Annotated in this window: 27 protein-coding genes; 17 read left to right on the plus strand and 10 right to left on the minus strand. The window is 62.5% G+C overall.

The window, feature by feature from the left end; translation table 11 throughout:
• Positions 1-5 precede the first annotated feature (5 nt).
• The 6 genes from RGV59_RS03610 to RGV59_RS03635 all read left to right on the plus strand — a co-directional run bounded on the left by RGV59_RS03610 (position 6) and on the right by RGV59_RS03635 (position 5,003).
• Positions 6-911, plus strand: coding sequence for an energy transducer TonB (locus tag RGV59_RS03610; RefSeq protein ID WP_017844999.1), 906 nt, complete (start codon positions 6-8; stop codon positions 909-911).
• Between the two features lie 197 nt (positions 912-1,108).
• Positions 1,109-1,678 (plus strand): YqgE/AlgH family protein, encoded by a 570-nt coding sequence (locus tag RGV59_RS03615; RefSeq protein ID WP_017845000.1) that lies wholly within the window; start codon positions 1,109-1,111, stop codon positions 1,676-1,678.
• Positions 1,678-2,115, plus strand: a complete 438-nt coding sequence (gene ruvX, locus RGV59_RS03620; RefSeq protein ID WP_005792259.1) for a Holliday junction resolvase RuvX — start codon at positions 1,678-1,680, stop codon at positions 2,113-2,115. The genes RGV59_RS03615 and ruvX overlap by 1 nt, the downstream gene beginning before the upstream one ends.
• Before the next feature lie 84 nt (positions 2,116-2,199).
• Positions 2,200-2,706 carry a bifunctional pyr operon transcriptional regulator/uracil phosphoribosyltransferase PyrR gene (gene pyrR, locus RGV59_RS03625; protein ID WP_017845001.1) on the plus strand — a complete coding sequence of 169 codons (507 nt, stop codon included), beginning with the start codon at positions 2,200-2,202 and terminating at the stop codon, positions 2,704-2,706.
• Positions 2,707-2,730: 24 nt separating this feature from the next.
• Entirely contained in the window at positions 2,731-3,735 is a 1,005-nt protein-coding gene (locus tag RGV59_RS03630) for an aspartate carbamoyltransferase catalytic subunit (RefSeq protein WP_017845002.1), read from the plus strand.
• Positions 3,732-5,003 (plus strand): dihydroorotase, encoded by a 1,272-nt coding sequence (locus RGV59_RS03635; RefSeq protein WP_322246889.1) that lies wholly within the window; start codon positions 3,732-3,734, stop codon positions 5,001-5,003. Before RGV59_RS03630 ends, RGV59_RS03635 begins: the two co-directional genes overlap by 4 nt.
• Positions 5,004-5,135: 132 nt before the next feature.
• Here RGV59_RS03635 and RGV59_RS03640 read toward each other — a convergent pair whose 3' ends face one another.
• Entirely contained in the window at positions 5,136-5,564 is a 429-nt protein-coding gene (locus tag RGV59_RS03640) for a TM2 domain-containing protein (protein WP_017845004.1), read from the minus strand.
• A 250-nt stretch (positions 5,565-5,814) separates the two neighbouring features.
• On the opposite strand from RGV59_RS03640, the gene RGV59_RS03645 reads away from it, so the two are divergent.
• The gene (locus RGV59_RS03645) at positions 5,815-6,450 is read left to right on the plus strand and encodes a C40 family peptidase (RefSeq protein ID WP_046487813.1); all 636 of its coding nucleotides are present in this window, start codon (positions 5,815-5,817) and stop codon (positions 6,448-6,450) included.
• A 74-nt stretch (positions 6,451-6,524) separates the two neighbouring features.
• On the opposite strand, the gene RGV59_RS03650 is transcribed toward RGV59_RS03645, so the two are convergent.
• The gene (locus RGV59_RS03650) at positions 6,525-7,559 is read right to left on the minus strand and encodes a type IV pilus twitching motility protein PilT (protein ID WP_322246890.1); all 1,035 of its coding nucleotides are present in this window, start codon (positions 7,557-7,559) and stop codon (positions 6,525-6,527) included.
• A 57-nt stretch (positions 7,560-7,616) separates the two neighbouring features.
• Here RGV59_RS03650 and RGV59_RS03655 point away from each other — a divergent pair, with 57 nt between their 5' ends.
• The 9 genes from RGV59_RS03655 to RGV59_RS03695 all read left to right on the plus strand — a co-directional run bounded on the left by RGV59_RS03655 (position 7,617) and on the right by RGV59_RS03695 (position 14,245).
• Entirely contained in the window at positions 7,617-8,303 is a 687-nt protein-coding gene (locus RGV59_RS03655; RefSeq protein ID WP_017845007.1) for a YggS family pyridoxal phosphate-dependent enzyme, read from the plus strand.
• Between the two features lie 33 nt (positions 8,304-8,336).
• Positions 8,337-9,155 (plus strand): pyrroline-5-carboxylate reductase, encoded by an 819-nt coding sequence (proC, locus tag RGV59_RS03660; protein ID WP_017845008.1) that lies wholly within the window; start codon positions 8,337-8,339, stop codon positions 9,153-9,155.
• 39 nt (positions 9,156-9,194) lie between these two features.
• Positions 9,195-9,782 carry a YggT family protein gene (locus tag RGV59_RS03665; protein ID WP_017845009.1) on the plus strand — a complete coding sequence of 196 codons (588 nt, stop codon included), beginning with the start codon at positions 9,195-9,197 and terminating at the stop codon, positions 9,780-9,782.
• Positions 9,783-9,886: 104 nt separating this feature from the next.
• The gene (gene metX / locus RGV59_RS03670) at positions 9,887-11,026 is read left to right on the plus strand and encodes a homoserine O-succinyltransferase MetX (protein WP_046381757.1); all 1,140 of its coding nucleotides are present in this window, start codon (positions 9,887-9,889) and stop codon (positions 11,024-11,026) included.
• A 7-nt stretch (positions 11,027-11,033) separates the two neighbouring features.
• The gene (gene metW / locus RGV59_RS03675; RefSeq protein ID WP_017845011.1) at positions 11,034-11,654 is read left to right on the plus strand and encodes a methionine biosynthesis protein MetW; all 621 of its coding nucleotides are present in this window, start codon (positions 11,034-11,036) and stop codon (positions 11,652-11,654) included.
• A gap of 21 nt (positions 11,655-11,675) precedes the next feature.
• Positions 11,676-12,110: a DUF4426 domain-containing protein gene (locus tag RGV59_RS03680; RefSeq protein WP_017845012.1), complete on the plus strand. Its 435-nt coding sequence runs from the start codon at positions 11,676-11,678 to the stop codon at positions 12,108-12,110.
• A complete protein-coding gene (gene rdgB, locus RGV59_RS03685; RefSeq protein WP_026139793.1) occupies positions 12,107-12,703 on the plus strand; it encodes an RdgB/HAM1 family non-canonical purine NTP pyrophosphatase in 597 nt (198 codons plus the stop codon). Before RGV59_RS03680 ends, rdgB begins: the two co-directional genes overlap by 4 nt.
• Entirely contained in the window at positions 12,700-13,902 is a 1,203-nt protein-coding gene (gene hemW / locus RGV59_RS03690; RefSeq protein ID WP_193039529.1) for a radical SAM family heme chaperone HemW, read from the plus strand. Before rdgB ends, hemW begins: the two co-directional genes overlap by 4 nt.
• Before the next feature lie 19 nt (positions 13,903-13,921).
• Positions 13,922-14,245 carry a DUF3392 domain-containing protein gene (locus tag RGV59_RS03695; RefSeq protein WP_003176691.1) on the plus strand — a complete coding sequence of 108 codons (324 nt, stop codon included), beginning with the start codon at positions 13,922-13,924 and terminating at the stop codon, positions 14,243-14,245.
• A 142-nt stretch (positions 14,246-14,387) separates the two neighbouring features.
• On the opposite strand, the gene trmB is transcribed toward RGV59_RS03695, so the two are convergent.
• From trmB to RGV59_RS03715, 4 genes are all read right to left on the minus strand, one after another.
• Entirely contained in the window at positions 14,388-15,113 is a 726-nt protein-coding gene (gene trmB / locus RGV59_RS03700; protein ID WP_017845015.1) for a tRNA (guanosine(46)-N7)-methyltransferase TrmB, read from the minus strand.
• Positions 15,114-15,122: 9 nt separating this feature from the next.
• On the minus strand, positions 15,123-15,917 hold the full coding sequence (locus RGV59_RS03705) for a thiazole synthase (RefSeq protein WP_017845016.1): 795 nt from the start codon (positions 15,915-15,917) through the stop codon (positions 15,123-15,125).
• A gap of 65 nt (positions 15,918-15,982) precedes the next feature.
• Positions 15,983-16,183: a sulfur carrier protein ThiS gene (gene thiS / locus RGV59_RS03710; RefSeq protein ID WP_008434168.1), complete on the minus strand. Its 201-nt coding sequence runs from the start codon at positions 16,181-16,183 to the stop codon at positions 15,983-15,985.
• 85 nt (positions 16,184-16,268) lie between these two features.
• Entirely contained in the window at positions 16,269-16,649 is a 381-nt protein-coding gene (locus RGV59_RS03715; protein WP_017845018.1) for a DUF423 domain-containing protein, read from the minus strand.
• Positions 16,650-16,723: 74 nt separating this feature from the next.
• On the opposite strand from RGV59_RS03715, the gene mtgA reads away from it, so the two are divergent.
• Positions 16,724-17,446 (plus strand): monofunctional biosynthetic peptidoglycan transglycosylase, encoded by a 723-nt coding sequence (gene mtgA, locus RGV59_RS03720; RefSeq protein WP_322246891.1) that lies wholly within the window; start codon positions 16,724-16,726, stop codon positions 17,444-17,446.
• Positions 17,447-17,569: 123 nt separating this feature from the next.
• Here mtgA and rpoH read toward each other — a convergent pair whose 3' ends face one another.
• The 4 genes from rpoH to ftsY all read right to left on the minus strand — a co-directional run bounded on the left by rpoH (position 17,570) and on the right by ftsY (position 21,545).
• Positions 17,570-18,424, minus strand: coding sequence for an RNA polymerase sigma factor RpoH (gene rpoH / locus RGV59_RS03725; protein ID WP_017845020.1), 855 nt, complete (start codon positions 18,422-18,424; stop codon positions 17,570-17,572).
• Positions 18,425-18,553: 129 nt separating this feature from the next.
• Positions 18,554-19,576, minus strand: coding sequence for a permease-like cell division protein FtsX (gene ftsX / locus RGV59_RS03730; RefSeq protein WP_017845021.1), 1,023 nt, complete (start codon positions 19,574-19,576; stop codon positions 18,554-18,556).
• Positions 19,573-20,244 carry a cell division ATP-binding protein FtsE gene (gene ftsE / locus RGV59_RS03735; RefSeq protein WP_017476533.1) on the minus strand — a complete coding sequence of 224 codons (672 nt, stop codon included), beginning with the start codon at positions 20,242-20,244 and terminating at the stop codon, positions 19,573-19,575. Before ftsE ends, ftsX begins: the two co-directional genes overlap by 4 nt.
• Positions 20,241-21,545 (minus strand): signal recognition particle-docking protein FtsY, encoded by a 1,305-nt coding sequence (ftsY, locus tag RGV59_RS03740; RefSeq protein ID WP_017845022.1) that lies wholly within the window; start codon positions 21,543-21,545, stop codon positions 20,241-20,243. Before ftsY ends, ftsE begins: the two co-directional genes overlap by 4 nt.
• Positions 21,546-21,753 lie beyond the last annotated feature (208 nt).

Consider the following 21,753-nt stretch of genomic DNA (forward strand, 5'->3'; position numbering starts at 1 on the left):
TTGTCATGACACTCCCGTCCGATCTGCCCTTCGAACCCTCCCCCAGCGGCGTGCGCCCGGCTGATCGGCTCGGATTTACCCTGTTTCTCGCGGCATTGATCCACCTGGCGCTGATCCTCGGCGTGGGTTTCACCATGGTCGAACCCAAGCAAATCACCAAGACCCTGGAAATCACCCTCGCCACGTTCAAGAGCGAAAAGAAGCCCGAGAAGGCCGATTTTCTCGCCCAGGACAATCAGCAGGGCAGCGGCACGCTGGACAAGAAAGCCGTGCCCAAGACCACCGAAGTGGCACCGTTCCAGGACAACAAGGTAAATAAAGTCTCCCCGCCGCCGACGCCCAAGCCCGAAGTCCCGCAGGCCGCGCCCAAGCCTGTGGTGACCACCGTCGCGCCGAAACCGCAAAAAGCCGCGACCCAGCGCGAGAAAACCAAGACCGAACCGCGACCCGAGCCCGTCAAGCCGGCGCCGACCTTCGACAGCTCGCAGCTCTCCGACCAGATCTCCAGCCTCGAAGCCGAACTGGCCAATGAGCAACAGCTGTACGCCAAGCGCCCGCGCATCTACCGCCTGAACGCAGCGTCCACCATGCGCGACAAAGGCGCCTGGTATAAGGACGAGTGGCGCAAGAAGGTCGAACGCATCGGCAACCTCAACTACCCGGACGAGGCCCGCCGCCAGCAGATCTACGGCAATTTGCGCTTGCTGGTGTCGATCAACCGCGACGGCACGTTATATGAAGTGCAGGTGCTCGAATCGTCCGGCCAGCCGCTGCTGGACCAGGCCGCCCAGCGCATCGTGCGCCTGGCCGCGCCCTTTGCGCCGTTCAGCGGCGACCTGAACGACGTGGACCGCCTGGAAATCATCCGCACCTGGCGGTTTGCCAAGGGCGATCGCCTGTCCAGCAACTGATAACCCCAATCAACACCAATCACTGTAGGAGCGAGCTTGCTCGCGAAAAACTTGAGAGCGACGCGGTTCTACCTGGAGCACTTCGTTATCGTTGGCGTTTTTCGCGAGCAAGCTCGCTCCTACAGAAAAGGCGACGGCGCTGTATTCGGATCACTCCCAGCTTGTCAGTTCGCCCCTCCAACGCCACACTAGCGGACATGAAAAATGTCAGCCCGACCTACCTCAAGCACCAATTCCTGATCGCCATGCCCCATATGGCCGACCCGAACTTTGCGCAGACCTTGACCTACATTGTCGAGCACACGGCCAATGGTGCCATGGGGTTGGTGGTGAACCGCCCGCAGGAGCTGAACCTGGCCGATATCCTCGAGCAACTGCGCCCGGAGATCGACCCGCCAGCCCGCTGCCAGGGCGTGCCGATCTATATCGGCGGGCCGGTGCAGACCGATCGCGGCTTCGTGCTGCACCCAACCGGGCCGAAGTTCCAGGCCACGGTGGACCTCGACGGCGTGTCGCTGTCCACATCCCAGGATGTGTTGTTCGCCATCGCCGACGGCGTCGGCCCCGAACAGAGCGTGATCACCCTCGGCTACGCTGGCTGGGAAGCCGGGCAACTGGAGGCCGAGCTGGCCAGTAACGCCTGGCTGACCTGCCCCTACGATGCCGACATTCTGTTCAACACTGCCGCCGAGCTGCGCCTGGACGCGGCCGCGGCCAAGCTGCGGGTCAACCTCAGCCTGCTGACCAGCCAGGCGGGGCACGCCTGATGGCCTTGCGTCTGATCCTCGGTTTTGACTACGGCACCAAACAGATCGGCGTCGCTGTCGGCCAGGTCATCACTGGCCAGGCCCGCGAGCTGTGTACCTTGAAAGCCCAGAACGGCATACCGGACTGGAACCAGGTCGAAGCCCTGATCAAGGAGTGGAAGCCCGACGCGGTGGTGGTCGGCCTGCCCTTGAACATGGACGGCACCCCCAGCGACATGTGCCTGCGCGCCGAAAAGTTCGCGCGCCGCCTCAACGGCCGCTACAACCTGCCCTTTTATACCCACGATGAGCGCCTGACGACCTTCGAAGCCAAGGGTGAGCGCCGCGACCGTGGCGGGCAGAAAGGCAGCTACCGCGACAACCCGGTGGACGCCATCGCCGCGGCCTTGCTGTTGCAGGGTTGGCTGGATGAAAACACCGCGTTATTTGAATCCTGACTGACGCGGCTTGCCGCGTCTTTTTACGTTTGAGCCCGGTCCTTGCTGGCAACCCCTGCCGCGCAAGGCCTTGAAGGAGCGACCATGAGCCTGCCAAACCCCGCCGAACTGATCAGCCAGATGGCGATTCGCCTCAAGGCCCACCTGAAACACCGTGGCATCAGCGAGCCGCGCTTCATCGGCATTCGCACCGGCGGCGTGTGGGTGGCCCAGGCGCTGCTGCAAGAGCTGGGCAACGATTCGCCGCTGGGTACGCTGGATGTGTCCTTCTACCGCGACGACTTCAGCCAGAACGGCCTGCACCCGCAAGTGCGCCCGTCGGCCCTGCCGTTCGAGATCGAAGGCCAGCACCTGGTGCTGATCGATGACGTGCTGATGAGCGGTCGCACCGTCCGTGCCGCGCTGAACGAGCTGTTCGACTACGGCCGCCCCGCCAGCGTGACCCTGGTCTGCCTGCTGGACCTGGACGCCGGCGAGCTGCCGATCAGCCCGGATGTGGTCGGCGCGACCCTGTCGCTTTCAGCCCAGCAGCGGGTAAAATTGTCCGGTCCCACGCCGCTCGTACTCGAACTGCAAGACCTTGCCCTTTAAACCGCCTTGTAAAGAGTCCCCGCGATGACGCCTCTAGATGCCAAGCGCCCGCTGCAGCTCAATGCTCAGGGCCAGCTGCAACACTTCTTGTCCCTCGACGGTTTGCCCCGCGAACTGCTCACCGAAATCCTCGACACCGCCGACTCGTTCCTCGAAGTCGGTGGCCGCGCGGTGAAGAAGGTCCCGCTGCTGCGCGGCAAGACCATCTGCAATGTGTTCTTCGAGAACTCCACGCGCACCCGCACCACCTTCGAACTGGCGGCCCAGCGCCTGTCGGCCGACGTGATCACACTGAACGTGTCGACCTCGTCGGCGAGCAAGGGCGAGACCCTGCTCGACACCCTGCGCAACCTTGAAGCGATGGCCGCCGACATGTTCGTGGTGCGCCACGGCGACTCCGGCGCCGCGCACTTCATCGCCGAGCACGTCTGCCCGCAGGTGGCGATCATTAACGGCGGCGACGGCCGTCACGCCCACCCGACCCAGGGCATGCTCGACATGCTCACCATCCGTCGGCACAAAGGCAGCTTTGAAAACCTTTCGGTGGCCATCGTCGGCGACATCCTGCACTCGCGGGTAGCGCGCTCGAACATGCTGGCCCTGAAAACCCTGGGTTGCCCGGATATCCGCGTGATCGCGCCGAAAACCCTGCTGCCGATCGGCATCGAGCAGTACGGCGTGAAGGTCTACACCGACATGACCGAAGGCCTCAAGGATGTGGACGTGGTGATCATGCTGCGCCTGCAACGCGAACGCATGTCCGGTGGCCTGTTGCCGAGCGAAGGCGAGTTCTACCGCCTGTTCGGCCTGACCACCACGCGTCTGGCCGGAGCCAAGCCGGATGCCATCGTGATGCACCCGGGGCCGATCAACCGAGGGGTGGAGATCGAATCGGCGGTGGCCGACGGCAACCAGTCGGTGATTCTCAACCAGGTGACCTACGGCATCGCCATACGCATGGCGGTGCTGTCCATGGCCATGAGCGGGCAAACCGCGCAACGTCAATTCGAGCAGGAGAAGGCCCAGTGAAGCTCAGCATTCTCGGCGCCCGCGTCATTGATCCGGCCAGTGGCCTGGATCAAGTCACCGATCTTCATCTGGAAGCCGGCAAGATCATCGCCATCGGCGCTGCGCCCGCTGGCTTCAGCGCCAGTGAGACCCTCGACGCCAAGGGCCTGGTGGCCGCGCCTGGCCTGGTCGACCTGAACGTCGCCCTGCGCGAGCCGGGTTACAGCCGCAAAGGCAACATCACCAGCGAAACCCGCGCCGCCGCCGCCGGTGGCGTCACCAGCCTGTGCTGCCCGCCGCACACCAAACCGGTGCTGGACACCTCGGCCGTGGCCGAGCTGATCCTCGACCGCGCCCGCGAAGCCGGCAATTGCAAAGTGTTCCCCATCGGTGCCCTGAGCAAAGGCCTGGAAGGCGAGCAACTGGCCGAACTGATCGCGCTGCGCGATGCCGGTTGCGTGGCTTTCGGCAACGGCCTGGAGAGTTTCCGCAGCACCCGCACGCTGTGCCGTGCCCTGGAATACGCGGCCACCTTCGACCTGACGGTGATCTTCCACTCCCAGGACCGCGACCTGGCCGAAGGCGGCCTGGCCCATGAAGGCGCGGTGGCCAGCTTCCTCGGCCTGCCGGGCATCCCGGAGACCGCGGAAACCGTGGCCCTGGCCCGCGATCTGCTGCTGGTGGAACAAAGCGGCGTGCGCGCGCACTTCAGCCAACTGACCAGCGCCCGCGGCGTCGCCCTGATCGCCCAGGCCCAGGCCCGTGGGTTGCCGGTGACGGCGGACGTGGCGCTGTATCAGTTGATCCTGACGGACGAGGCGCTGATCGACTTCTCCAGCCTGTATCACGTACAACCACCGCTGCGCACCCGTGCCGACCGCGAGGGTTTGCGTGCGGCGGTGAAGTCCGGTGTGGTGTCGGCGATTTCCAGCCATCACCAGCCCCACGAGCGCGATGCCAAGCTGGCACCGTTCGGCGCGACCGAGCCGGGTATCAGCAGCGTCGAGCTGTTGCTGCCGCTGGCGATGACGCTGGTGGAGGATGGCTTGCTCGACCTGCCGACGCTGCTGGCGCGCCTGAGTGCAGGCCCTGCCGACGCCTTGCGCCTGCCAGCGGGCAAGTTGGCGGTGGGGGCGGCGGCAGACCTGGTGCTGTTCGATCCAGCCAGCTCGACGATTGCCGGCGAGCACTGGCTGTCCAAGGGCGAAAACTGCCCGTTCATCGGCCATAGCCTGCCGGCGAGCGTGCGCTACACCCTGGTGGACGGACGCATCAGCTACCAGGCCTAAAGCGGGCTCGGTAAAAAATGTGGGAGGGGCTTGCCCCCGATAGCAGTGGGTCAGCTACAGATAAGCTGACTGGTCCACCGCCATCGGGGGCAAGCCCCCTCCCACATTGGGTTCTCTATAGAGCTTGAGAGATCAGCGCCCGCCTCTTAGCTCGGCGTTACGGATCGATATCTGCGTATTCAACGTCCAGAAGTCATACAACACCCCCACCAGGAACAGGCCGCCAGTCAGCAGGTACAGCAGGCCGGTGATCCATTTGCCCTGATACATCCGGTGTACACCGAACACCCCGAGAAACGCCAACAGAATCCAGGCCACGTTGTATTCGATCGGGCCGGCGGTAAAACGCAGGTCGGCTTCACGGTCCATCGCCGGAATCAGGAACAAGTCGATCAGCCAGCCGATCCCCAGCAAGCCCAACGTGAAAAACCAGATCGTCCCGGTGACGGGTTTGCCGTAATAGAAGCGATGCGCCCCGGTAAAACCAAAAATCCAGAGCAGGTAACCGATCACCTTGCTGTGGGTGTCTTGCTGCGAAACATCCTGTCGATAGGTGTTCATGGCGTACCTCTTTTGCTGCGATAGATAAATTTTTTCACTTTCTTTGTGACTTTTTTACATGCGCCCGACGTATGGCCGATGGTATCTTCGCTCCCCTGAAAGCCTGATGCCACCTGACTTGTGTAGGACAATTGCGGCGATTCGTCGCGTATTTCCTGAGTTTGACCCCAAGGTTCAGTCGACAAACGGCCTGAGAACGACACAAAAAGCTGTTATAAAGTTGCGCGCAAACCCATAAGAGCCACGCCTAATGCGACCATTTTTCAAGACATGGCTAACCATTTGCCTATTAATGCCACTGGCCGCCCACGCCACCAATCGTGAGCAACGACTTCCTAACGTCAACGGTTTCACCCCTAAAGTCCACAGCACACCCAGCACGGCCAAATCCGTAAAGCCCACCGTCAGCCGCCCGACTAAACTGAGCAAGGCCCACGGTAAGGCAACACCCGGCCTTATGGCGGGTAACACCAAGCAAAGCAGCACCGTCCTCAGCCGCGCCGTGAATGTGCTCGGTACACCTTATCGTTGGGGCGGCAGCAGCCCAAGTAAAGGGTTCGACTGCAGCGGCCTGGTAAAATATGCGTTCAACGACGTTGCCGCGGTGGATTTGCCACGCACCTCCAACGCCATGGCCGCCGGCCACGGGCAGAAGGTTGACCGCAAGGACTTGAAGCCGGGCGACCTGCTGTTCTTCAAATTGAAGAGCCGCCGGGTTAACCACGTTGCCATCTACCTGGGCAACGACCGCTTTATCCACGCACCGCGTCGCGGCAAGTCGGTCAGCATCGATACCCTGAAGAAGCCGTTCTGGGACAAGAACTACGTGATCGCCAAGCGGGTTCTGCCGAAAGAACAGAACAACCTGCGGATCGTCCAACGCTGATCTGAAGCTGGAATACAGTACCCATGTGGGAGGGGCTTGCCCCTCCCACATTTGATTTCATTGCCCACAAGATCTCATATGTCTGTCGGCACCCTCGCCTTCTCCCGCGCCGCCTCCCGGCTGATCACGCCCTGCGTGACCAAGGCCTTCAAGCGCATATCCAACGTCTGCATCCCCGATGCGCCACCGGTCTGAATCGCCGATACGATCTGCGCCACCTTGTCTTCGCGGATCAAATTGCGAATGGCGGGCGTACACAGCATGATTTCATGGGCCGCCACGCGCCCGCCGCCGATCTTCTTGACCAACACCTGGGACACCACTGCCTGCAGCGACTCCGAGAGCATCGAGCGGACCATCGGCTTTTCTCCCGCCGGAAACACGTCCACCAGGCGATCCACGGTCTTGGCCGCCGACGCGGTGTGCAGGGTGCCGAAGACCAGATGCCCGGTCTCAGCCGCCGTCAGCGCCAGGCGGATGGTTTCCAGGTCACGCAGTTCACCCACCAGGATCACATCCGGGTCTTGCCGCAGTGCCGAGCGCAAGGCCGCCGAAAAACTGTGGGTGTCGCGATGCACCTGGCGCTGGTTGATCAGGGCCCGGCAGGGCTGGTGGATGAATTCGATGGGATCTTCCAAGGTGAGGATGTGCTGGCGCCGGTGCTGGTTGAGGTGATCGATCAGCGCCGCCAGGGTGGTCGACTTGCCCGAGCCGGTGGGCCCGGTCACCAGCACCAGGCCGCGCGGCAGTTGGGCGATACGTTGGAACACCGCGCCCAACCCAAGGCTTTCCAGGCTCTGGACCTGGGCGGGGATGTTGCGAAACACCGCGCCCATGCCACGCGCCTGCTGGAACACATTCACCCGGAATCGCCCGACACCGGGCAGTTCGAAGGCGAAATCCGTTTCAAGAGATGTTTCGAAATCCTTTTGTTGGTACTGGTTGAGCAAAGGGCTGAGCAAATCCGCCACATGCGTGGGTGACAGCACTGGCCCATCCAGGGACCAGACCTCGCCATCCATCCGCAGCATCGGTGCGAGGCCGGCCGACAGGTGCAGGTCGGAGGCGCCCCGGCGCACGCTGTGCGTGAGTAATTCAGTGATATCCATAGGGCTTTCCATTTCCAGTAGAATGCCGCGGACTCCATATCCACGGGCGCATCTTGAATGTCGACGATAGCAGACAACATTGGCCAGGTTCGCCAGCGCATCCGCGCCGCAGCCGACGCCGTGCAACGTGACGCAAACAGCATCCACCTGCTGGCCGTGAGCAAGACCAAGCCCGCGCAAGCCGTGCGCGAAGCCTATGCCGCCGGGATGTGCGATTTCGGCGAAAACTACCTGCAGGAAGCCTTGGGCAAACAGGCCGAATTAACCGACCTGCCCTTGAGTTGGCACTTCATCGGCCCCATTCAATCGAACAAGACTCGCGCGATCGCCGAGAACTTCGCTTGGGTGCATTCCGTGGACCGCCTGAAAATCGCACAACGCCTGTCCGAACAACGCCCGGCCGACCTGGCCCCGCTGAACATCTGCATCCAGGTCAACGTCAGTGGCGAAGCCAGCAAGTCCGGCTGCACGCCCGCCGACCTGCCGGCGCTGGCCAACGCGATCAGCGCCCTGCCGCGCTTGAAGTTGCGCGGTTTGATGGCGATCCCTGAACCGACCGAAGACCGCGCCGCACAGGATGCAGCGTTCGCCGCCGTCCGCGACCTGCAGGCCAGTTTGAACCTGCCGCTCGACACACTTTCCATGGGCATGAGCCACGACCTCGAGTCGGCCATCGCCCAAGGCGCCACCTGGGTGCGGATCGGTACCGCCCTGTTTGGCGCCCGCGACTACGGTCAGCCGTGAAATGGCCGACTTCCCTCTGAATAAGGACCTGTCATGAGCAACACGCGTATTGCCTTTATCGGCGCCGGCAACATGGCGGCCAGCCTGATCGGCGGCCTGCGGGCCAAGGGCCTGCAAGCCCAACAGATCCGCGCCAGCGATCCGGGCGCCGAAACCCGCGCCCGCGTCAGCGCCGAACACGGTATCGACACCTTCGCCGACAACGCCGAGGCCATCCAGGGCGTCGACGTGATCGTGCTGGCGGTCAAGCCGCAAGCCATGAAAGCCGTGTGCGAAAGCCTGCGCCCGAGCCTGCAGCCGCACCAGTTGGTGGTGTCCATCGCCGCCGGCATCACCTGCGCCAGCATGAACCGCTGGCTCGGCGCCCAGCCCATCGTGCGCTGCATGCCCAACACCCCGGCGCTGCTGCGCAAAGGCGTGAGCGGTTTGTATGCCACCGCCCAGGTGAGCGCCGAACAGCGCGACCAGGCCCAGGAACTGCTGTCCGCCGTGGGCATCGCCCTGTGGCTGGAACAGGAAGAGCAACTGGACGCGGTGACCGCCGTCTCCGGCAGCGGCCCGGCCTACTTCTTCCTGCTGATCGAAGCCATGACTGCCGCCGGCGTGAAACTGGGCCTGAGCCGGGACATCGCCGAGCAACTGGCCGCGCAAACCGCCCTGGGCGCCGCGCAGATGGCCGTGACCAGCGACGTGGATGCCGCCGAACTGCGCCGCCGCGTGACCTCCCCCGGCGGCACCACGCAAGCCGCCATTGAATCGTTCCAGGCCGGGGGCTTCGAAGCCCTGGTGGAAAAAGCACTGGGTGCCGCGGCACATCGTTCGGCCGAGATGGCCGAGCAACTGGGCAAATAGTCGTCCCCAACCTGCAACTGGACTAGATAGGAATCGAACATGCTCGGAATCAATGACGCTGCCATTTTCATCATCCAGACCCTGGGCAGCCTGTACCTGCTGATCGTGCTGATGCGCTTTATCCTGCAACTGGTGCGGGCGAACTTCTACAACCCGCTGTGCCAGTTCGTGGTGAAGGCCACCCAGCCGCTGCTCAAGCCCCTGCGCCGGGTGATCCCGAGCCTGTTCGGGCTGGACATGTCCTCGCTGGTGCTGGCGCTGCTGCTGCAGATCCTGCTGTTCGCGGTGATCCTGATGCTCAACGGCTACCAGGCCTTGACCCTCCTGCTGCTGCCATGGGCGCTGATCGGGGTTTTCTCGCTGTTTTTGAAGATCCTCTTCTGGTCGATGATCATCAGCGTGATCCTCTCGTGGGTCGCACCCGGCAGCCGCAGCCCCGGGGCCGAGCTGGTCGCGCAGATCACCGAACCGGTGCTGGCGCCGTTCCGCCGGTTGATCCCCAACCTGGGCGGTCTGGACATCTCGCCGATCTTCGCATTTATCGCGATCCAGCTCCTGCAAAGCTGGGTGATCCCGCGCCTGGCGTTCTATGCGTTCATGCCCAAAGAGCTGTTCGGGCTGATCTGATTCGGCCCCGCTTGCGTGTCAGGGCCGGATAACCTCCGGCCTTTGCTTGCCGCTAGGGGCAGCGGTCTTTAGACTTACGCCTCATTTAAACGAGAGCAGGGTCGATGCCAGCTGCCTTCCCCCCCGATTCTGTTGGACTGGTCGTGCCCCAAATGGCGCACTTCAGCGAACCACTGGCCCTGGCCTGTGGACGTTCGCTGCCCGCCTACGACCTGATCTATGAAACCTACGGCCAGTTGAACGCCACGGCGAGCAACGCCGTGCTGATCTGCCACGCCTTGTCCGGCCATCATCACGCCGCGGGCTTCCACAGCGTCGACGAGCGCAAGCCCGGCTGGTGGGACAGCTGCATCGGCCCCGGCAAGCCCATCGATACCAACAAGTTCTTTGTGGTCAGCCTGAACAACCTCGGCGGCTGCAACGGCTCGACCGGCCCCAGCAGCCTCAACCCGGAAACCGGCAAGCCCTTCGGCGCCGACTTCCCGGTGCTGACCGTGGAAGACTGGGTCCACAGCCAGGCGCGCCTGGCCGACCGGCTGGGCATCCAGCAATGGGCCGCCGTGATCGGCGGCAGCCTCGGCGGCATGCAGGCCCTGCAGTGGACCATCACTTACCCCGATCGCGTGCGCCATTGCCTGGCCATCGCCTCGGCCCCCAAGTTGTCGGCGCAGAACATCGCCTTCAACGAAGTGGCGCGCCAGGCGATCCTGACCGACCCGGACTTCCACGGCGGCTCGTTCCAGGAAGCCGGCGTGATCCCCAAGCGCGGCTTGATGCTGGCGCGGATGGTCGGGCATATCACCTACCTGTCCGACGATTCCATGGGCGAGAAATTCGGCCGCGGCCTCAAGAGCGAGAAGCTCAACTACGACTTCCACAGCGTCGAGTTCCAGGTGGAAAGCTACCTGCGCTATCAGGGCGAAGAGTTCTCCGGGCGGTTTGACGCCAACACCTACCTGCTGATGACCAAGGCCCTGGACTACTTCGACCCGGCCGCCAACTTCGACGACGACCTGGCGAAAACCTTCGAGGGCGCGTCGGCCAAGTTCTGCGTGATGTCGTTCACCACCGACTGGCGCTTCTCGCCGGCCCGCTCGCGGGAACTGGTGGATGCCTTGATGGCGGCGAAGAAAGACGTCTGCTACCTGGAAATCGATGCTCCGCAAGGCCACGACGCCTTCCTGATCCCGATTCCTCGTTATCTGCAGGCGTTCAGTAACTACATGAACCGCATAACTCTGTGAGAACGCCATGAGAGCCGACCTGGAAATCATCCAAGACTGGATACCCGCCGGCAGCCGCGTGCTCGACCTTGGCTGCGGCAATGGCGAACTGCTGAGCTGGCTGCGCGACAACAAGCAAGTCACCGGCTATGGCCTGGAAAACGACCCGGACAACATCGCCGAGTGCGTGGCCAAGGGCATCAACGTGATCGAGCAGGACCTGGACAAGGGCCTGGGCAACTTTGCCAGCAACAGCTTCGACGTCGTGGTGATGACCCAGGCCCTGCAGGCGGTGCATTACCCGGACCGCATCCTCGACGAAATGCTGCGCGTCGGCCGCCAGTGCATCATCACCTTCCCCAACTTCGGTCACTGGCGCTGCCGCTGGTACCTGGCCACCAAGGGCCGCATGCCGGTGTCGGATTTCCTGCCGTACACGTGGTACAACACGCCGAACATCCACTTTTGCACCTTCGAAGACTTCGAAGCCCTGTGTGGCGAGCGGGAAGCCAAGGTGATCAACCGCCTTGCCGTCGATCAACAGCACCGCCACGGCTGGGCGAGTAAACTATGGCCCAACCTGTTGGGTGAAATCGGGATCTACCGGGTCAGCAGCCCGGGCCTGACAGACCACAAGATCGCCGTCTAACTATTTTCGAGGAAGACGAATATGAGACGCCTGGCTGTATTTCTACTCACCGCGTGCCTGGGCGTCAGCGCCATGGCCGCCGATGCCATCGACAGTAAGCGCCAGAAGGAATTTGGCGATATCACCGTACACTACAACACCTTCACCTCCAGCTTCCTGCAACCCGATACGGCCCAGGCTGTCGGCGTGGTACGCAGCAAGAACAAGGGCTTGATCAACGTGACCGTGATCAAGGGCGTGACGCCCGTGACCGCGCAAGTGACCGGCACGATCAAAGACCTGAGCGGCAGGAGCGAAATCCTGACGTTCAAGCAGATTACCGAAAAAGGTGCGATCTATTACCTCGCGCCCTACAACGTGCCGCAACAGGAAGTGCGGGTTTTCACCATCAACGTTGAAACCGGCGGCAAGGCCCATGGTTTCCAATTCAACCAGGAACTGTTTCCGGCGGACTGATGAACCTGACTCAACTCGTGCTGGCCAGCCATAACGCCGGCAAACTCAAAGAACTCCAGGCCATGCTCGGCGAGTCCGTGCAACTGCGCTCGATCGGCGAGTTCAGCCAGGTCGAGCCCGAAGAAACGGGCCTGTCGTTCGTCGAGAACGCCATCCTCAAGGCGCGCAATGCCGCGCGCCTGTCCGGCCTGCCGGCGCTGGCGGACGACTCGGGCCTGGCGGTGGACTTCCTCGGCGGCGCCCCCGGTATCTATTCGGCGCGCTATGCCGACGGCAAAGGCGACGCGGCGAACAACGCCAAGCTGCTCGATGTGCTCAAGGACGTGCCGGATGCCGAGCGTGGCGCGCAGTTCGTCTGCGTGCTGGCCCTGGTGCGGCATGCCGACGATCCGTTGCCGATCCTCTGCGAAGGCCTGTGGCACGGGCGCATCCTGCATGCAGCCAGCGGCGCGCATGGGTTTGGCTACGACCCGCTGTTCTGGGTGCCGGAGCGCGATGTCTCCAGCGCCGAACTGAGCCCGGCCGACAAAAACCAGATCAGCCACCGCGCCCGCGCCATGGCTTTGCTGCGCCAGCGCCTGGGCTTGAAATGACCCAGAACACCTCCGCGCAGCCGCTGATCCACGGCGGCGCGCAAACACCACGGGCGACCCTGCCCCATCTGCCGCCCCTGGCGCTGTACATCCACATCCCGTGGTGCGTGCGCAAATGCCCTTATTGCGACTTCAACTCCCACACCGCCAGCCCTGTGTTGCCGGAAGAAGAGTACGTCGATGCGCTGCTGGCCGACCTCGATCAGGACCTGCACGCGGTTTATGGCAGGGAACTGAGTTCGATCTTCTTCGGTGGCGGCACGCCGAGCCTGTTCAGTGCCGCCGCGCTGGGCCGTCTGCTCAAGGGCGTGGAAGCGCGCATCCCGTTTGCCGACGACATCGAGATCACCCTGGAAGCCAACCCGGGAACGTTCGAGCAAGAGAAGTTCGTGGCGTACCGCAAGCTGGGGATCAATCGCCTGTCCATCGGCATCCAGAGCTTCCAGCAGGAAAAACTCGCGGCCCTGGGCCGTATCCACAACGGCGATGAAGCCGTGCGCGCCGCCGGCATGGCGCGCCAGGCCGGGTTCGACAATTTCAACCTGGACCTGATGCATGGCTTGCCCGATCAGTCCCTGGACGACGCCCTGAGCGACCTGCGCCAGGCCATCGCGCTCAAACCGACCCATTTGTCGTGGTACCAACTGACCCTGGAGCCCAACACCGTATTCTGGAACCAGCCGCCGACGCTGCCGGAAGACGACACCCTGTGGGATATCCAGGAAGCTGGCCAGGCGCTGCTGGCCGAACACGGTTACGCGCAATATGAAGTATCGGCCTATGCGCAACCGGGGCGAGCGGCGCGACATAACCTCAACTACTGGAGCTTCGGCGACTTCATCGGCATCGGTGCTGGCGCCCATGGCAAGCTCAGCCACCCGGACGGGCGCATCGTCCGCACCTGGAAGACCCGCGCACCGAAGGACTACCTCAACCCGGCCAAAAGCTTCCTGGCCGGCACGAACGCGCTGACCAACGAAGAGCTGCCGTTCGAGTTCCTGATGAACGCCCTGCGCCTCACCGAAGGCGTCGACGCCAAGCTCTACGCCGAACGCACCGGGCTGGCGCTGGCAAGCCTCGCGCAAGGCCGCACCGAGGCAGAACAAAGTGGCTTAATGCAGGTCGAACCGTCACGCCTGGCGGCCACCGACCGCGGGCAACTCTTTCTCAATGACCTGTTGCAGAAGTTTTTGAGCTGATCGCTCTTAAGGAAATCGAATGGATTTGGTACTCGACCTGCTCGCCACCGTATCCCGCTGGAGCCGCAGCAACCTATCGGAAATCTCCCTGGCCCTCGTCGGCTGCCTGTTGGTGCTGTTCGGCGCCGATATCAAAGGCTGGGTCGAAGCCCGCCTGGGCAGCATCGCCGGCGCCTTGCGCGTACCGTTGATGGCCCTGCTGTGCATGATCGGCAGCGGCGCCGCGCTGATCTACGCCACGCCGTGGATTGTGCGGGGGCTGAGCCAGTTCAATAACTACAGCCTGGCGCCGGTATTGGTGGTGGTGCTGGTATTGATCGGCGTCGTCGCCGACCGCCGCTGATCCCAAACCCAACACAAAACCAATGTGGGAGGGGCTTGCCCCCGATAGCAGAGTGTCAGTCAACCACTCTATGACTGACCCACCGCTATCGGGGGCAAGCCCCCTCCCACATTTTTTGACCGCATTCCAAGTTACTGGCTGATCAGTCGACTTTCTCGAACTTCAGATCCCACACCCCATGCCCCAACCGCTCGCCGCGGCGTTCGAACTTGGTGATCGGGCGCTCGGCCGGGCGTGGTACGCATTTGCCGTCTTCGGCCAGGTTGCGGTAGCCAGGGGCGACGTTCATCACTTCCAGCATGTATTCCGCATAGGGTTCCCAGTCGGTGGCCATGTGCAAGATACCGCCGACTTTCAGCTTGCTGCGCACCAGTTCCGCGAAAGACGCCTGGACGATGCGGCGCTTGTGGTGACGGCTTTTGTGCCATGGATCGGGGAAAAACAGCATCAGGCGATCGAGGCTGTTGTCGGCGATGCAGCGGTTGAGCACTTCAATCGCGTCGCAGTCGTAGACCCGCAGGTTGGTCAAACCCTGGGTCAGCACGCCATTGAGCAGCGCGCCGACACCCGGGCGATGGACTTCCACACCGATGAAATCCTGTTCCGGCGCGGCGGCGGCCATTTCCAGCAGGGAGTGGCCCATACCGAAGCCGATTTCCAGGGAGCGCGGGGCCGAACGGCCGAACACTTGGTCATAGTCCACCGGCGCGTCGGCCAGGGGCAGGACGAACAGCGGCGTGCCTTGCTCCAGGCCCTTTTGCTGGCCTTCGGTCATGCGACCGGCGCGCATCACAAAGCTCTTGATGCGGCGGTGCTTGGACTCGTCGCCCTGTTCCACGGTGTTCGGCGTTTCGTTTGATTCAGTCATCAATGGCTCTTACTTGATCAGACCATCCAGCGGCGAGGAGGCGCTGGCGTAGAGTTTTTTCGGCATGCGCCCGGCGAGGTAGGCCAGGCGGCCCGCGACGATGGCGTGTTTCATGGCTTCGGCCATCATGATCGGCTGTTGGGCATTGGCGATGGCCGAATTCATCAGCACCGCTTCGCAGCCCAGCTCCATGGCGATGGTCGCGTCGGAGGCAGTGCCCACGCCCGCATCCACCAGCACCGGGATCTTGGCTTCTTCGAGGATGATCTGCAGGTTGTACGGGTTGCAGATCCCAAGGCCAGTGCCGATCAGGCCGGCCAGCGGCATCACGGCGATGCAGCCGATTTCGGCCAGTTGGCGGGCGATGATCGGGTCATCACTGGTGTAGACCATCACGTCGAAGCCTTCCTTGACCAGGGTTTCGGCGGCCTTGAGGGTTTCGATCACGTTGGGGAACAGGGTTTTCTGGTCGGCCAGCACTTCCAGCTTCACCAGGTTGTGGCCGTCGAGCAGCTCACGGGCCAGGCGGCAGGTCCGCACGGCTTCGATGGCGTCGTAGCAGCCGGCAGTGTTCGGCAGGATGGTGTAGCGGTCCGGCGGCAGGATATCCAGCAGGTTCGGTTCGCCCGGGTTCTGGCCGATGTTGGTGCGGCGCACGGCCACGGTCACGATCTCAGCGCCCGAGGCTTCGATGGCCAGGCGGGTTTCTTCCATATCGCGATACTTGCCGGTGCCTACCAGCAGACGGGACTGGTAGGTACGACCGGCCAGGACGAAGGGCTTGTCGCTACGAACGATGCTCATGGGAAATCCTCGAAGTGGGGTGAGGTTCTGCAGAATCCGGGGTGGCGCGCCTGGGCGCCGGACGACTAGCCGCCGCCGATGGCGTGGACCACTTCGACCTGGTCACCTTCGGTGAGCGCAGTCTCGACGTGTTGGCTACGCGGGACGATATCCTGGTTGAGCTCCACTGCGACGCGACGCCCGGTCAGGTCCAGACGGGTCAGCAGGGCCGCAACGGTTTCGCCGTCGGGCAGTTCAAAGGGTTCGCCGTTCAACTGAATGCGCATGCCATGGGCCGCCATCGTTTTTAGGGGCAAGCATTCTAGCCCGATTGGCGTAGCTGGCCCAAGACCCTTTGATCAGCAGCGCGCTTCAGGCCGCCTGCTGCAAGCGCCACGCCGCCAGCCCCAGGAGGAACCAACCGAGCAGAAACGCCAGGCCACCGAACGGCGTGATGATGCCGAGCTTGCTGATGCCAGTCATCGTCAGCACGTACAGGCTGCCGGAGAACAGCAGGATGCCGACGACGAACGACACGCCCGCCCACGTGACCAGGCGGCCAGGCAGGTGCGCCGCGAGCAACGCCACGCCGAACAGCGCCAGGGTGTGGACCAGTTGGTAGGTCACGCCGGTATGGAAAATCGCCAGGTACTCGGCGCTCAGGCGGTTTTTCAAGCCGTGAGCGGCGAACGCACCGAGGGCGACACCGGTGAAGCCGAAAAAAGCAGCCAGCATCAGAAAGCCACGCAGCATGAGGAACTCCAGTCAGACTCATTGGGCAGGGTCTGTATAATGGCCCGCTCAACGGGTTCGGCCAAGCCATCTCTATGCTGCGTGTCCTCTTCAGTCGTTTTCTCAAAGCCGTGAAATGGTTTGCCATCGGCAGCGTGTTGCTGGTGCTGCTGTTTCGTGTCGTACCGCCGCCGTTCACGGCGCTGATGGTGGAGCGCAAGATCGAATCCTGGTTTGACGGCGAACCGATTGACCTGCAGCGCACCTGGGTGCCGTGGGATGAGATCTCCAACGACCTCAAAGTGGCGGTGATGGCGGGTGAAGACCAGCGCTTCCCACAACATTGGGGCTTCGATTTCGGCGCGATCCAGGCGGCGCTCCTGCACAACGAGCGCGGCGGCTCGATCCGCGGCGCCAGTACGCTGAGCCAGCAGGTATCGAAGAACCTGTTCCTGTGGTCCGGCCGCAGTTATCTGCGCAAGGGCCTGGAGGCCTGGTTTACCGGGCTGATCGAGGTGCTGTGGCCCAAGCAGCGGATCCTTGAGGTGTACCTCAACAGCGTGGAATGGGATGAAGGGGTGTTCGGTGCGCAAGCGGCGGCGCAGCATCACTTCGGGGTGAGTGCCAAGGCGCTTTCTCGGCAGCAGGCCAGCTACCTGGCGGCGGTGCTACCCAATCCTCGGGTATGGAGCGCCAGCCATCCAACGGCCTATGTGGCACGGCGGGCGGCATGGATTCGCCAGCAGATGAGCCAGCTGGGTGGGGATGGCTATCTGGTTGAGTTGAACCATTCGCGCAAGGCGCCTTGGTCCGACTGACACAACACAGAAATAAATGTGGGAGGGGCTTGCCCCCGATAGCAATGGATCAGTCACCTTGATGTCGACTGACACTCAGCTATCGGGGGCAAGTCGAATCGTCGCACCGCCCCTCCCACAGTTTTAAGCGGCGATCGACAGCTTCAGCTTGTTCATCGCGCTTTTCTCAAGCTGACGAATCCGCTCAGCCGACACGTTGTACTTCTGCGCCAGGTCGTGCAGCGTGGCTTTTTCTTCGGCCAGCCAGCGCTGGTAGAGGATGTCACGGCTGCGGTCGTCCAGCACTTCCAGCGCTTCGTGCAGGTTGTGGTTGGAGTTGTCGCTCCAGTCGGCGTCTTCCAGTTGACGCGCCGGGTCGTACCGGTGGTCTTCCAGGTAGTTGGCCGGCGATTGGAAGGCGCTGTCGTCGTCCGCTTCAGCGGCCGGGTCGAAGGCCATGTCATGGCCGGTCAGGCGGCTTTCCATCTCGCGCACTTCACGCGGCTCCACACCGAGGCTTTCGGCCACGCGGTGGACTTCTTCGTTGTTCAGCCACGCCAGGCGTTTTTTCTGGCTGCGCAGGTTGAAGAACAGCTTGCGCTGGGCCTTGGTGGTCGCGACTTTCACGATGCGCCAGTTGCGCAGGATGAACTCGTGGATTTCCGCCTTGATCCAGTGAACGGCGAACGACACCAGGCGCACACCCATTTCCGGGTTGAAGCGCTTCACTGCCTTCATCAGGCCGACGTTGCCTTCCTGGATCAGGTCAGCCTGGGCCAGGCCGTAGCCGCTATAGCTACGGGCGATATGTACGACAAAACGCAGGTGGGCGAGCACCATCTGCCGAGCCGCCCCCAAATCCTGCTCATAGTAGAGACTCTCGGCCAGTTCACGCTCCTGCTCCGGTGTCAGCAATGGAATGCTGTTGACCGTGTGCACATAGGCCTCCAGGTTCGCACCCGGGACCAAGGCATAAACAGGTTGCAAAGAAGTGGTCATACGAAAAAACCTCCGACTCACATAACTCGTGCAGTTCAGCACTGCGAAAATTGACCGGGAACCGTAGGACAAGTTCCCTAAACCACTGATACGGTCAATACAAACGAAACCACATTAATCTGACATTAACTACTTCGGTGCCAACTCACGTAAATGCCGTGCGACCGCAATCCACGCACCGATATACCCCAACAAGACCGCGCCAAGCAAGAGCGACAGACCATCGGCGACCGGCACCCCGGCCAATGCGAAATCACTGCCGTACAAGCCGGCCAGCCCGATGACCGCGTCGTTCAGCCAGTCCAGGCCGAACGCCAACAAGCCCCAGGACAAAATCCCCGCACCGAAGCCATAAAGCGCGCCCATGTACAGAAAAGGACGACGCACATAGCTGTCCGTGCCGCCGACCAGTTTAATCACTTCTATCTCGGTGCGACGGTTTTCAATATGAAGACGAATGGTATTACCTATCACCAAAAGTAATGCAGACACCAACAACACCGTCAGGCCGAACACAAAGCGGTCGCCCAGCTTGAGGATCGCCGCCAGGCGCTCTACCCAGACTAGATCAAGTTGCGCCTGTTGCACCTTGGGCATCTCTGCGAGTTTTTGTCGCAGGGCTTCCAGGGCCGGTTTGTCGACTTCATTCGGCGTCACCAGCACCACGCCCGGCAGCGGGTTCTGCGGCAGCTCCTTGAGCGCTTCGCCCAGGCCGGACTGTTGCTGGAATTCCTCGAGGGCCTGATCGCGGCTGATGTACTCGGCATCCGCCACGCCCGGCAGGTTCTTGATCTCTTCGCGCAGGGCCTCGCCGTCTTTGGCGCTGGCATCCAGGTTCAGGTACAGCGAAATCTGCGCGGCGCGCTGCCAGGAACCGCCCAGGCGCTCCACATTATTAAGCAGCAGCGACAAGCCCATGGGCAGGCTCAAGGCCACGGCCATCACCAGGCAGGTGAAAAAGCTGCCGATCGGCTGCTTGCCCAGGCGACGCAGGCTGTCGAGCAGGCTGGCACGATGGCTTTCGATCCAGGCACGCAGCAGCGTGGCGAAATCCGGGCCGTCGTCTTCGTCGTGTTTTTTCTTTTTCGGTTGCGGGTCGGCCGGTTTCGGCGCCACGCGCTCGGAAACCTTGGGGCTGCGTGTCGCACTCATACGCCAGCCTCCCCGTCGCCGATCAGGCGACCGCGTTGCAGGGTCAGCATGCGATGGCGCATGCGCGCGATCAGTGCCAGGTCGTGACTGGCAATCAGCACGCTGGTGCCCAGGCGGTTGATATCTTCGAACACGCCCATGATCTCGGCCGCCAGGCGCGGGTCGAGGTTACCGGTGGGCTCGTCCGCCAGCAGCAAGGCCGGGCGGTGGACGATGGCGCGGGCGATGCCGACGCGCTGTTGCTGGCCCGTGGACAGGTCGCCGGGGTAGAGGTCGGTCTTGTCCGACAACGCCACGCGCTCCAGCGCCGAGTCCACGCGCTTGATGATTTCGGCCTTGGACAGCCCAAGGATCTGCAACGGCAACGCAATGTTATTGAACACCGTGCGATCGAACAGCAACTGGTGGTTCTGGAACACCACGCCGATCTGGCGGCGCAGGAACGGAATCTGCGCATTGCTGATGGTGGCCAGATCCTGGCCGGCCAGCAGCAGCTTGCCGGTGGTCGGGCGTTCCATGGCCAGCAGCAGGCGCAACAGGGTACTTTTGCCGGCACCCGAATGGCCGGTGACAAACAAGAATTCGCCGCGACGCACTCGAAAACTCAGCTCATGCAAGCCGACATGCCCATTGGCATAGCGTTTACCGACCTGTTCGAATCGAATCATGAACGCTCCCGCTCGGCAAACAGTGCCTGGACAAAGGGTTCGGCTTCAAAGGTGCGCAGGTCGTCGATACCTTCACCGACGCCGATATACCGAATCGGCAACCCGAACTGCTTGGCCAGGGCGAAGATCACGCCGCCCTTGGCCGTGCCGTCGAGCTTAGTCAATGCCAGGCCGGTCAGTTGCACCGTCTGGTGGAATTGTTTGGCCTGGCTGATGGCGTTCTGGCCAGTACCGGCGTCAAGCACCAGCAGCACCTCGTGCGGAGCCTCGCCGTCGAGCTTGCCGATCACGCGGCGCACTTTCTTCAGCTCTTCCATCAGATTGTCTTTGGTGTGCAGGCGACCGGCGGTATCGGCGATCAGCACATCAATGTTGCGGGCCTTGGCGGCTTGCACGGCATCGAAGATCACCGAAGCGGAATCGGCGCCGGTGTGCTGGGCGATGACTGGGATCTTGTTGCGCTCGCCCCAGACCTGCAACTGCTCGACGGCGGCGGCGCGGAAGGTGTCGCCGGCGGCGAGCATGACTTTCTTGCCTTCCAACTGCAGCTTCTTGGCCAGTTTGCCGATGGTGGTGGTCTTGCCGGCGCCGTTGACGCCGACTACCAGGATCACGAACGGCTTCTTCGGAGTAATCACCAACGGCGCTTCGACCGGCTTGAGCATCGCGGCCAGCTCGGCCTGCAGGGATTTGTACAGCGCATCGGCGTCGGTCAACTGCTTGCGCGCGACCTTCTGGGTCAGGCTCTGGATGATCACGGCGGTGGCTTCGACGCCCACGTCGGCGGTCAGCAGACGGGTTTCGATGTCTTCCAGCAGTTCGTCATCGATGGTCTTCCGGCCCAGGAACAGGCTGGCCATACCTTCGCCGATGGTCGCGCTGGTTTTGCTCAGGCCTTGCTTGAGACGGGCGAAGAACCCGGTTTTGCTCGGTTCGGCGGCAACCACGGGCGACGGCGCGATCACGGCGGGCGCCGCGGCCACAACAGGCGCGGGAGTCGGCTCGACCGCCACCGGCTCAACCTGCGGAATCGGCGGCGTCACATGCTCGGCCTGCACATCTTCGACCAGTGCCACGGGCTCTTCGGCCACCGGCAGTGCCAGCCACGGTTTGTGCTCAGGCTCGGCTTGCGCCACCGGCGCGGTCGGTTCGGCGCCTACCAAGGGCTCAGGGATTGGCTCAGATTGAACCTGCGGCTGTTCGACGACGGTTTCCTGCGGCTTTTTGCGCAGCCATCCGAACAGGCCTTTTTTCTCGCCAGCCGCAGCTGGACTCTTCTTGTCGTCGTTGGAACCAAACATGGAGGACGGCTATCTCAAGGTAGCGACGCGCCAAGGGCGCCTCGGTAAATAAAAATTCGATGCAGAACAGACTGCTTTAACGCTCGCTCGTTCATGCGCAACATTTTGTAAGGCGTAAATAAAGGCCTCAACAAATCGATTCAATATGGAATTGAAGCGACAACATCGGCGAAAAGCTGAAGATTGTCGGGGAAAATCACCCTCTACT

The sequence above is a fragment of the Pseudomonas sp. FG1 genome, from assembly GCF_034313875.1.
Classification (GTDB): domain Bacteria; phylum Pseudomonadota; class Gammaproteobacteria; order Pseudomonadales; family Pseudomonadaceae; genus Aquipseudomonas; species Aquipseudomonas veronii.